Genomic DNA, 10,574 nt, shown 5'->3' with positions numbered 1-10,574 from the left:
GCGCAGCTGGGTGCTGTACCTGTCGATGATCGTGACGCTGTTCTTCGCGTTCCTGTACTCATGGCCGATCCAGGCCCTGCTGCCGACCTATCTGAAGACCGAGCTGGGCTACTCCACGGACCAGGTCACCGACGTCCTGTACTTCGCGGGCTTCGGCACCATGGTGGGCTGCTGGGCGGCGGGCTTCCTCGGCGACCGGATCGGAGCGAAGAAGGCGTACGCGCTGACGCTGCTCGCCTCGCTCGCCTTCGTCTATCCGGTGTTCGCCGTGCAGAACAACCTGCTGCTGCTCGGCATCCTGCTCTTCCTGCTCCAGGCGACGAGCTTCGGCATCTCCGGGCTGCTGCCGCGCTACATCGGCGGGCACTTCCCGACCGAGAGCCGTGGCGCCGCGCTCGGCTTCACGTACAACGTGGGCGCTCTCGGCGGGGCCGTCGCCCCGGTCCTGGGCGCGCATCTCGCCTCCGGCATGGACCTGGGGCAGGCGTTGGCGGTGCTGACGTTCGCGGGCACGGTGATCGTGGTGCTGCTGGTCGGCTTCGACGTACCGGCCCGGCTGAACCGGCTCACGGATCCGCAATCCGCGCCGGACCACCTGGCGGCGGCTCCGGACCGCAAGCGTGTGCACGCGGGCCGGTAGGACCCCTGGATGTGCGTGTGCGGCTGTCCCGCCGGTCCTGACCCCGGCGGGGCAGCCGCACACGCACATCAGGTCACGTCACGGGTAGAGGTGGGTCAGCGACTCGGCCACGCACGCGGACTTCGCCGATCCCTCCGGTGCGGCCCGGTGGGCGGCGCCGCCGGGGCATGTCCGGCGGGATACGACAGGCGTCAGACCGCGATGCGCTCGAAGACCGCGGCGAGCCCCTGGCCGCCGCCGATGCACATGGTCTCCAGGCCGTAGCGGGCCTCGCGGCGGTGCAGTTCCCTGGTGAGAGTGGCGAGGATGCGGGCGCCGGTGGCGCCGACCGGGTGTCCGAGGGAGACGCCGGAACCGTTCACGTTGATCCGCTCCTCGTGGTCCTTCTCGCCGAGCCCCAGTTCGCGGGTGCACGCCAGCACCTGGGCGGCGAAGGCCTCGTTGAGTTCGATCAGGTCGAGGTCGCCCAGGGTGAGTCCGGCGCGGGCGAGCGCCGCGCGGGTGGCGGGGACGGGGCCGATGCCCATGGTCGCCGCGGGCACTCCGGCACGGGCGAAGGAGACCAGCCGCACGAGCGGGGTGAGGCCGAGCCGTTCCGCGGTGGCGGCACTGGTCACCAGGCAGGCGGCGGCCGCGTCGTTCTGGCCGCTGGCGTTGCCCGCGGTGACCGTGGCCTCGGGGTCGGACTTACCCATGACCGGGCGGAGCCCGGCGAGTTGCTCGGCGGTCGTGTCGGGGCGCGGATGCTCGTCGGCGGTGACCACCGTTTCGCCCTTGCGTGTCTTCACCGTGATGGGGACGGTCTCCGCCGCATACCGCCCCTCGGCGGCGGCCCGGCCGGCGCGCCGCTGCGAGCGCAGGGCGAGGGCGTCCTGGTCGAGCCGGCTGATGCCGTACTCGCGGCGCAGGTTCTCGGCGGTCTCGATCATGCCGCCCGGCACCGGGTGGTTGACGCCGCCCGCGGTGACCCGCCCCCGGGCGAGCGAGTCGTGCAGCTGGAGGCCGGGGCCCTTGATGCCCCAGCGGCCGTCGTGCGTGTAGTAGGGGGCGGCGCTCATCACATCGACGCCGCCCGCGATCACCACCTCGCTGAAGCCGGCCCTGATCTGCATCGCGGCGTCGAGGACCGCCTGCAGCCCGGAGCCGCAGCGACGGTCGGTCTGGGCGCCGGTGACCGACTCGGGGAGCCCGGCGTCGAGGGCGGCGACCCGGCCGATGGCGGGGGCGTCGGAGGACGGGTAGGCGTGCCCGAGGATCACCTCGTCGACCCGGTCCGGATCGATTCCGCTCCGGGCGACGACCTCGGCGATGACCCGCGCGGCAAGGGCGGCCGCCGTCTGCCCGGCGAACGCCCCGCCGAAGCGGCCGATGGGGGTGCGCAGCGGTTCACAGATGACGACATCGTTCTGGTCGGGCACGGCGGGACCTTTCCGGGGACGGGGAGACGGGCGGGGTCCGGGGAGGGGGCGGGAGCGGGGCTGCGTCGACAGTCGACAGGGGTGGGGCGAGCCTCGCACCCGGCGACTGAGTCGGTCCAATATCCAGTTCCCCTTGATTCAAGACGCAGTGCGTCTCAATGGGGCGGAGCGCTCACGCGGAGGGCGTGGGCAGGGCGTTCTCCGCGACGGCGAGCACCGCACGCAGGGCGGCGGACGGGTTGTCGGCCCGCCAGGCCAGGGCCGCCTGACGCCGGATGGGCGGACCGGCGAGCGGTCGGTAGACGAGGCCGTTCTGCTGGATGTGCTGGACGGAGGTGACGGTGAGAGTCACCCCGACACCCGCGGCGACCAGCGCCAGAATCGTGTACGAGTCGGGGGCCTCCTGCACCACTCTCGGATTGAACCCGGCGGCCTCGCAGGCCCCGACCATCGCGTCCCGCACGGTGGAGCCGGTGTTGGCGGGGAACGAGACGAACGGCTCGCCCGCCAGCACCTCGATGGGAACGCTGTCCCGGGCGGCGAGCGGGTGGTCTGAGGGGAGCGCGCACACCAGCTCCTCCTCGTCGATCACCCGGCAGGTCACGCCCGGCTGGGTCACCGGCAGCCGGACGAACCCCAGGTCGAGCGAGCCGTCCGCGACGCGCCCGAGCGCGACGTTGGCGTACGTCTGGCCCGTCATGACCAGCTCGATGCCGGGGTGGGCGGCGCGCACCGCGCGGGTCAGCTGGGGCAGGGTCTCGTGACTGGAGGCGCCCGCGAAGCCGATACTGACCCGTCCGTACTCGCCGCGGCCGGCGGCCTTCGCGGCCCGCACCGCGATGTCGAGGTCGTCGAGCACGGTCAGTACCGGCTGGAGGAAGGACTCCCCCGCGCTGGTGAGCCGCACCGAGCGGGTGTTGCGCTCGAAGAGCTGGACACCCAGCTCCTTCTCCAGCTGCCGGATCTGCTGGCTCAGCGGCGGCTGGGCCATCCGGAGCCGCTTGGCGGCCCGGCCGAAGTGCAGCTCATCGGCCACGGCGACAAACGCGGACAGATGGCGCAGTTCCATGCCGGGCCCGCTCCTCAACAGTCATTGATTAATCAGACGTCTTGATCTGACCTTAATTTGGTATTGGACGGGAATCAATGGCCACTGACACGGTAGGGCGACGCGCACGCACCGGCAGAGGAGCACCGTGGCCACGACCGACCGGAAAGACAAGACGATGTCGATGAGGGCGGCTGTCGCCGGCTTCGTCCACGACGGAGACACCGTCTGCCTCGAAGGCTTCACCCATCTCATCCCGACGGCCGCGGGTCACGAGATCATCCGCCAGGGCCGCCGGGACCTGACGGTCGTCCGGATGACCGCGGACATCGTGGTGGACCAGATGCTCGCCGCGGGGTGCGTGTCGCGACTGGTCTCCTCCTTCGTGGGCAACTCGTCGGCCGGTTCCCTCGGTGAGCTCCGCCGCCGCATCGAGAGCGCCGACCCGGCACCGCTCGCCTTCGAGGAGTACAGCCACTACGGGATGATCTGCCGCTACCTCGCCGGCTCCCAGCGGCTGCCGTTCTATCCGCTGCGCTCCTACGGGGGCAGCGATCTGCCGTCCGTCAACAGCGATCTGCGCAAGGTCACCTCGCCCTACCCGGGCCCGGACGGTGAGCCGGAACAGATCTATGTCGTGCCGCCCGTCAACCCGGACGTGACGATCATCCACGCGCAGCGCGCCGACCTCGGCGGCAACACCCAGATGTGGGGGCTGACCGGCGTTCAGGCCGAGGCGGTATACGCGGCGAAGAAGGCGGTCGTCGTCGTGGAGGAGATCGTGGACGACGCGGTGATCCGCTCGGACCCGAACCGCACCCTGATTCCCGCCCACGCGGTCGACGCCGTCGTCTGCTGCCCGCGCGGTGCGCATCCGTCCTTCGCCCAGGGGTACTACGACCGGGACAATGCCTTCTACCGGGCCTGGTCGCACATCAGCAAGGATCCTCAGCGGCTCCAGGACTGGCTGGACGAGTGGGTACGCGGGACGGCGGACCACGCGGAGTACGTCGAGAAGCTCGGCGCGGAGTTCTGGGCGGGGCTCGCGGTCGGCGAGGCGCTCAGCGAGCCGGTCAACTACGGCCGGCGGCTGTGAGCACCTGCCGGCTCCCCACCGATCCGCACACGGGACACGAGAAGGAACGGGTCATGACCTCCACCGCACCGGGCACCATCACCTCGTCCGAACTGCTCTCCGTCGTCGCCTCCCGCGAACTGGCCGCGCGCCGCACGGTGTTCGCCGGTATCGGGCTGCCGACGCTCGCCACCGAACTGGCCCATCTGACAGTCGCCCCGGACATCGAGGTGGTGTACGAGTCGGGGGTCTGCGGCGCCCACCCCTCGCACCTGCCGGAGACCATCGCCGACGCGGTCCTCATCACGGGGGCCGAGGCGGTCATCCCGATGCCGATGCTCTTCGGCTGTGTGCTCCAGGGCGGCCACATCGACGTCGGCTTCCTCGGCGCAGCCCAGATCGACCGCTGGGGCAGCCTCAACACCTCGGTGATCGGCGACTGGGGCAGCCCTTCGGTCCGGCTGCCCGGTTCGGGCGGCGGCGTCGAGGTGATGGCCAGCTCCCGTGAGGTCTTCGTGGTGATGCGCCGTCACAACCCCCGCTCCTTCAGCGCGGAGCTCGACTTCTGCACCACGCCCGGCCCCGACCGCGCCCTGGCGGAGGGCATCCGGCCGCTGGGTGCCGGAGTCACCCGGGTCATCACCGAACTGGGCATCCTGGCCCGCGAAGGGGTGGGCGAGGAGCTGCGGCTCGTGGCCGTCCACCCCGGTGTCACCGTCGAGCAGGTCCGGGCGGCGACCGGGTGGGACCTCCGGGTCGCCGGCACGGTCGAGGAGGTGCCGCCCCCGACGGAGGACGAACTGCGGCTGCTGCGCGAGGATGTCGACCCGGACCGGGTGTACCTCCGCTGAACCGCCCCGTCCGCCCGGTCCCGCCCGGCCGCCACCCGCGAACCCGGCTTGATTCACACGAGAGGCCCCAACTGCCATGCGTATCAGGATCGTCGGAGCCGGAGCCATGGGCCGCGGCATCGCCCAGTGGGCGGCCGCCGCCGGACACACCGTCGAGCTGTGCGACGTACGGACCGAGGCGGTGACCGAGGCGGCAGGCTTCGTACGCTCCATGCTGGAGCGGGCCGTGCAGAAGGGGCGGATGTCCGCCGGGGACGCGGCGGCCGCCGTGGACCGGCTGGTCCCGCTGGCGGACCCGTGGGCCGACGGCCCGGGGGTCGAGCTGGTCATCGAGGCCGTACGGGAGGACCTCGCCACCAAGGCCGAGGTCCTCGGCCGGCTGGAGCAGGTCCTGCCCGCCTCGGCCGTGTTCGCGACCAACACCTCCTCGCTGTCCGTCACCCGCATCGCCGCCGCGCTGAAGGACCCGACGCGGCTGGCCGGTCTGCACTTCTTCAACCCCGTACCGCTGATGCGGATCGTCGAGGTCGTGCCGGGCGCGGCCACCCGTCCCGGCATCCCGCCGCTGCTGACGGCACTCGTGGAGAGCTGCGGGCACCGCGCGGTCACGGTCGCCGACACTCCCGGCTTCCTCATCAACCACGCCGGGCGCGGGCTGGTGACGGAGGCGCTCGCGCTGCTGGAGGAGACCGTGAGCGACCCGGCGGGCATCGACCGGATCGCACGGGACGTACTGGGCCTGCGCATGGGCCCGTTCGAGCTGATGGACCTCACCGGACTCGATGTGACCGCAGCGGTGACCGACTCGATCTGGGAGGGCTTCCGCTACGAGGACCGGTTGCGCCCCTCCTGCCTGACCCCGAACCGGGTGGCGGCCGGGCTGCACGGACGCAAGACCGGACGTGGCTGGTTCGCGTACGGACCCGAGGCGCCCGCCCCGGCACCGGAGGCGCCGGTCACCGGCGACGCGGACCGGCCGGTGCACGTCTTCGCCGGCGCGTCGGACGCACGGGACTCCGCCGCGCTGCGCGCGGCGCTGACCGCTGCGGGCGCCACGGTCGACTCCGGGCCCGAGCCGTCCCCCGGGGCTCTGGTGCTGGTCCCGGTCTGGGGCACGACGGTCGCCTCGGCGGTGGCCGCGCACCGGCTGCCCGCAGGTCGCACCTTCGGTGTGGACCCTTTGCCGGCGGCCGGGCGGCGCCGGGTACTGGCCGTGACACCGGCGGCGGAACCGGCTTCGGCGCGGGACGCCCGCGCGGTGCTGTCCCGGGCGGCCGACGGCGGCGAGCCGTTCGCGGTGTCGGTGGTCCGGGACACGGCGGGCTCGGTCGCCCAGCGGCTGCTCGCCTCGATCGTGTCGGTGTCGGCGTCCATCGCGGAGCGCGCCCTGGCGGCCCCGGCCGACATCGACCTGGCGGTCACGACCGGTCTCGGCTATCCCGTCGGCCCGCTGGCCTGGGGCGACCGGATCGGCCCGGCCCGGATGCTGGACCTGCACCGGGCCCTGCACGCGACGACCGGCGACCCGCGCCACCGCCCGACCCGCTGGGTCACCGAACGGGCCGCGCTCGGCCTGGCCCTGACGGATCCGGGCACCTCCCCGGGGGAGTGCCTGGAGGACGTGGAGGGTGCGCACGACACGGCGTGAGGGCGCTCCGGGCGGCGCAGCAGGCACGGCTCGCCGTCCGGAATCACCCCGGACGGGCGAGGGCATGACCGATTCGTACAAGACCGGTGGCGGGCGCTCCGCCTACGGTCGGACCATGACTCCACGACTCGACGCGATCGGCATCACCACCGCGGACCTGGCCGCATCGCTCGCCTTCTACCGCCGGCTCGGCCTCGACATCCCCGCCGACGCGGAATCCGCACCCCATGTCGAAGTGACGCTCCCGGGCGGACAGCGCCTGCTGTGGGACACCGAGGACATCGTCCGCTCGTTCGACCCCGAATGGTCGGCGCCGAAGGACGGGGAGCGTCTCGGGCTGGCCTTTCTCTGTGACAGCCCGGCGGAGGTCGACTCGGTCTACGCCGAGCTGACCGGTGCCGGGTACCGGGGCCATCTGAAACCGTGGGACGCCGTGTGGGGGCAGCGGTACGCGGTGGTGCTGGACCCGGACGGCTGTGCGGTGTCGCTGTTCGCCGCCGCTTAAGGGCTGTCCCGTGATCCCTGGTGGATCAGCGCGCGGCGTCTGGCGGGTCGCCGGTTCTTCGTCCCTGGTGGCCGGCCGGGGCCGGGCGGGAGGGTTTCGGCGCACCGGCTGGTGTGGCGGCCGTTGGACGGATGTTCCGGAACCCCCGCCGGACACGGGCCGGGGTGAGACGTTCGGGCGGGGCCGGCTTCTCCCAGGGATGCCGGAGGTCCCGAACGAGCGGACGAGCGAGGCGGAGCTGGGTGTGGGCAGCGACGATCACCCAGATCCACCGGTCGGCGGCCTCCGGGTTCCGAAGACGGGGAGCGGTCCAGCCCAGGGTTTGCTTCATCATCCTGATGGTGTGCTCGACGTCGAACCGTCGCAGGAACGCCTGCCGGCATCGGTCGACCTCGCTGGCGGTGGCGCCGGTCCTGGACCACCACAGCCACACCGGCTTCGGCTCGGCACCGGACGGCAGGAGCCGAATCATCACACCGGTAACGCCCCGCCGGCCAACATCAGCAAGATCGTGTTACGAGCTCTTGGGGTCGTAGACCCGTGGTGGAGTCGGGCGGCGCATCACCCGGTCCGACCGAGTCCGGCCCAGGATCTCGACGGGCAGGTCGTCTCGTCTCCGTCGGTAGTGCCGCCCACGACCCGATGATGATGCTGGCGCACGACGTCGTTCGTCTGGGCATGCGTGGCGAACCGGAGTGGGCGTGGGCTCGCGTCAGCCGGCATCCCCCGGCCGACAGGCGGCCGTCCTCTCCATCCTCGCGGCCTACCTCAACACAGGCACACGAGGCGGGCCGCAAGACGCGGCCCCCGCCGTCACGCCGGAGCGTGGGCGAATGCCGCACGGGTCTCCGCGCAGAAGGCTTCGGGCACTTCGAGCATCGGGAAGTGGCCCCCTCGCTCGGCCACGCTCCAGTAGCGCAGGTCGCGGTAGCGTTCCTCGACCCATGAGCGGGGCAGCTTCTGAAGGTCGCGCGGGAAGACCGTCACGGCAGCCGGCACCGTCACGGGAATGTTCTGGTCCGGCATGCCGAGACCGCGGAAGCTCTCCCAGTACAGCCGGGCCGCGGACGCACCGGTGCGGGTGAACCAGTACAGCGAGACGTCGTCGAGGATGCGGTCCCGGGACACCGCCTCCTCGGGGTTGGTCTCCGAGTCGGAGAACTCGAAGAACTTCTCCGCGATCCAGGCGAGCTGGGCGGTCGGCGAGTCGACCAGCGCGTATCCGATCGTCTGCGGGCTTGTGGACTGCTGGAGCGCGTGGGCGCGCCCCGAGCGCCCGAACTCGGCGTACTCCTCGAGCCAGCGCCGCTCGGTCGGCGTGAGGGTGGTGTCGTCGAATCCGTCGGGGCGCGGAGCCCACGGCACAAGGGTGTGCATCATAGAAACCCGCTCGGGGTGGCGCACGGCGATCGTGATCGTGACCATGGCGCCCCAGTCGCCGCCCTGAACGAGGAAACGGTCGTGGCCGAGCCGGGCCATCAGCGCGACCCAGGCGTCGGCGATGCGCTCGATGCCCCACCCCGCATCGGCCGGCTTCTCGGAGTAACCGAATCCGGGCAGGGACGGGATGACGAGGTGGAAGGCGGGCTCGCCGTCGCCCGGCTCGGTGAGCGCGTCGATCACGTCGAGGGTCTCGACGACCGAGCCCGGCCAACCGTGCGTGATCAGCAGCGGACGAGCATCCGGTCGTGAGGACCGGACATGGAGGAAGTGGATGCCGAGGCCGTCGACGACCGCGTGCGACTGTCCGCGCGAGGCCAGCTCGCCCTCCAGGCGCCGCCAGTCGTACTCGTCGCGCCAGTAGCGGATGAGCTCGGTGAGGTAGTCGAGGGGGACGCCCTGCGCCCAGCCGGGCGCCGTCTCCTGTTCAGGGAGCCGGGCTCGGCTGAGGCGTTCCCTCAGGTCGTTGATCTCGTGATCCGGTACCACGGGCCGGAATGGGGTGATCTCCGTAATCCGTCGGTCGGTCATGGGGCTCCTTCCACGCGCACGTTTGCGGGACGGAAATGACATCCCATCGGGCTCGCATCATTGCGCGACAGGTTCTGGGCAAGGCGGAGGATGACTTCCGGTGCGGAGGCCGCTGCGTTCTTGATCCAGCTGCTGTCCCGGGTCAGCCGATCGGCAAGTCCGCGGAGCGCGAGGGGACGGCGTCGAGCGCGGCCAGTGTCGCGTCGTCGAAGGTGATCGCGCCCAGCGCGACGTTCGCCTCGAGGTGGCCGGCGTCCGCGGTGCCGGGAATGAGGAGGGTGTTCGGGGCGTGGTGGAGCAGCCAGGCGAGGCCGATCTGTGACGGTGTGCTGTCGAGGGCCTGTGCCGCGGTGTGGACGGCCGGCTCCTCGGTCACCTTCGGGATGCCGGGGAACGTCCCGCCGAGCGGGAAGTACGGCACCCAGGCGATCCCCTCGGCGACGCAGAGCGTGAGCAGGTCCTCGTCGGCGCGCGAGACAAGGCTGTAGGCGTTCTGCACGCAGACGATGCCCGCAGGGAGCGCATGGCGCAGTCTGTCGAGGGTCACGCTGCTCAGCCCGATGGCGCCGATCTTGCCCTCGTCGCGCATCGAGGTCATCACCGCGAGCTGGTCGTCGATGTCGACCACCTGGTCACCCTCGGCCCGGAGTCCGGGCCCCGTGTCGGCGCGGCGCAGGTTCACGACGGGGAGATGGTCGATACCGAGGCCGATGAGGTTGTCCTCGACGCTCGCCCGGAGCTCCTCGGGCCGCTGTGCGAGACGAAGCGGGAGGCGGCCGCCGCTGGAGTCGGGGGTGGCACCGACCTTGCTGACGACGAGGACGCCGTCCTCCGGTCGGATCGCCTCACGGATCAACCCGTTGACGAGACCGGCGCCGTAGAAATGGGCGGTGTCGATGTGATCCACGCCGAGCTCGACCGCGCGGCGCAGGACCGCGATGGCGGTGTCGCGGTCGCCGTGCAGCCGCTCGAGCTGCATCGCCCCGTATCCGACACGGGAGACGGGGCGCCCCGCGAGCAGGCCCGCGCCTCCCGGACGGAGGACGCCGGTGGCCGTGACCTCGGGGGAGGGTGTGCTGCTGGATGCCATTTGAAAATGCCGTCCTCGTGCGATGATGAGGAAAGCGGAGGAGCCTCCGCCTAGTCGACTGTAGCACTACCGGAGGGTCCTCCGTTTTGATTTCGCCCGAACCGACACCCACTGGCGCTCCCGCCGACCCGTCCGGCGGAGCGGCGCGCCCGGTCCGCGCCGACGCGCGGCGTAACCGGGAGAAGCTGATCACTGTCGCCCGGGCCGCCTTCGCGGCCGCTGACGGCGCTGTCGCGCTCGAGAACATCGCCCGCGAGGCCGGGTTCGGGATCGGCACGCTGTACCGCCACTTCCCGACCCGCGAGGCACTGGTCGAGGCGGTGTACGC

At 71.7% G+C, this 10,574-nt stretch carries 10 protein-coding genes and 1 pseudogene; 6 read left to right on the top strand and 5 right to left on the bottom strand.

What is annotated here, in order from left to right:
* Positions 1 to 640, top strand: a 640-nt coding sequence (locus ACFVW8_RS36220) for an MFS transporter (RefSeq protein WP_389697757.1), incomplete at its 5' end; no start/stop codon positions are given.
* A 191-nt stretch (positions 641 to 831) separates the two neighbouring features.
* Here ACFVW8_RS36220 and ACFVW8_RS36215 read toward each other — a convergent pair.
* On the bottom strand, positions 832 to 2,058 hold the full coding sequence (locus ACFVW8_RS36215; RefSeq protein ID WP_389697755.1) for an acetyl-CoA C-acetyltransferase: 1,227 nt from the start codon (positions 2,056 to 2,058) through the stop codon (positions 832 to 834).
* 172 nt (positions 2,059 to 2,230) lie between these two features.
* Positions 2,231 to 3,127, bottom strand: coding sequence for a LysR family transcriptional regulator (locus ACFVW8_RS36210; protein WP_389697753.1), 897 nt, complete (start codon positions 3,125 to 3,127; stop codon positions 2,231 to 2,233).
* 157 nt (positions 3,128 to 3,284) lie between these two features.
* Between ACFVW8_RS36210 and ACFVW8_RS36205 the strand changes: the two genes are divergently transcribed.
* The 4 genes from ACFVW8_RS36205 to ACFVW8_RS36190 all read left to right on the top strand — a co-directional run bounded on the left by ACFVW8_RS36205 (position 3,285) and on the right by ACFVW8_RS36190 (position 7,185).
* Positions 3,285 to 4,202 carry a CoA transferase subunit A gene (locus ACFVW8_RS36205; protein ID WP_389697759.1) on the top strand — a complete coding sequence of 306 codons (918 nt, stop codon included), beginning with the start codon at positions 3,285 to 3,287 and terminating at the stop codon, positions 4,200 to 4,202.
* Positions 4,203 to 4,255: 53 nt separating this feature from the next.
* The gene (locus ACFVW8_RS36200) at positions 4,256 to 5,032 is read left to right on the top strand and encodes a CoA-transferase subunit beta (RefSeq protein WP_389697751.1); all 777 of its coding nucleotides are present in this window, start codon (positions 4,256 to 4,258) and stop codon (positions 5,030 to 5,032) included.
* A 76-nt stretch (positions 5,033 to 5,108) separates the two neighbouring features.
* Positions 5,109 to 6,680 carry a 3-hydroxyacyl-CoA dehydrogenase gene (locus tag ACFVW8_RS36195; RefSeq protein ID WP_389697749.1) on the top strand — a complete coding sequence of 524 codons (1,572 nt, stop codon included), beginning with the start codon at positions 5,109 to 5,111 and terminating at the stop codon, positions 6,678 to 6,680.
* Between the two features lie 64 nt (positions 6,681 to 6,744).
* Complete coding sequence (locus ACFVW8_RS36190) at positions 6,745 to 7,185, top strand: VOC family protein (RefSeq protein ID WP_389697747.1); 441 nt, start codon at positions 6,745 to 6,747, stop codon at positions 7,183 to 7,185.
* A 35-nt stretch (positions 7,186 to 7,220) separates the two neighbouring features.
* Here ACFVW8_RS36190 and ACFVW8_RS36185 read toward each other — a convergent pair.
* From ACFVW8_RS36185 to ACFVW8_RS36175, 3 genes and pseudogenes are all read right to left on the bottom strand, one after another.
* Positions 7,221 to 7,669, bottom strand: a pseudogene (locus ACFVW8_RS36185) (transposase); the annotation flags it as partial.
* 329 nt (positions 7,670 to 7,998) lie between these two features.
* Positions 7,999 to 9,156 (bottom strand): epoxide hydrolase family protein, encoded by a 1,158-nt coding sequence (locus ACFVW8_RS36180; RefSeq protein WP_389697745.1) that lies wholly within the window; start codon positions 9,154 to 9,156, stop codon positions 7,999 to 8,001.
* Positions 9,157 to 9,298: 142 nt separating this feature from the next.
* Positions 9,299 to 10,246 carry an aldo/keto reductase gene (locus ACFVW8_RS36175; protein ID WP_389697743.1) on the bottom strand — a complete coding sequence of 316 codons (948 nt, stop codon included), beginning with the start codon at positions 10,244 to 10,246 and terminating at the stop codon, positions 9,299 to 9,301.
* 89 nt (positions 10,247 to 10,335) lie between these two features.
* Here ACFVW8_RS36175 and ACFVW8_RS36170 point away from each other — a divergent pair.
* The coding region (locus ACFVW8_RS36170) for a helix-turn-helix domain-containing protein (protein ID WP_389697741.1) at positions 10,336 to 10,574 on the top strand (239 nt) is incomplete at its 3' end.

Origin of the sequence: Streptomyces sp. NPDC058221 (assembly GCF_042882365.1) — a bacterium.
Classification (GTDB): domain Bacteria; phylum Actinomycetota; class Actinomycetes; order Streptomycetales; family Streptomycetaceae; genus Streptomyces.
Note: the sequence above shows the minus strand (reverse complement) of the source record. Positions and strands in the feature narration are given on the sequence as shown.

Excerpts from the sequence above, each read along its gene's own strand:
- ACFVW8_RS36205 (WP_389697759.1), top strand. The coding sequence starts at position 3,285 with ATGTCGATGAGGGCGGCTGTCGCCGGCTTCGTCCACGACGGAGACACC.
- ACFVW8_RS36210 (WP_389697753.1), bottom strand. The coding sequence starts at position 3,127 with ATGGAACTGCGCCATCTGTCCGCGTTTGTCGCCGTGGCCGATGAGCTG.
- ACFVW8_RS36195 (WP_389697749.1), top strand. The coding sequence starts at position 5,109 with ATGCGTATCAGGATCGTCGGAGCCGGAGCCATGGGCCGCGGCATCGCC.
- ACFVW8_RS36190 (WP_389697747.1), top strand. The coding sequence starts at position 6,745 with ATGACCGATTCGTACAAGACCGGTGGCGGGCGCTCCGCCTACGGTCGG.
- ACFVW8_RS36175 (WP_389697743.1), bottom strand. The coding sequence starts at position 10,246 with ATGGCATCCAGCAGCACACCCTCCCCCGAGGTCACGGCCACCGGCGTC.
- ACFVW8_RS36200 (WP_389697751.1), top strand. The coding sequence starts at position 4,256 with ATGACCTCCACCGCACCGGGCACCATCACCTCGTCCGAACTGCTCTCC.
- ACFVW8_RS36180 (WP_389697745.1), bottom strand. The coding sequence starts at position 9,156 with ATGACCGACCGACGGATTACGGAGATCACCCCATTCCGGCCCGTGGTA.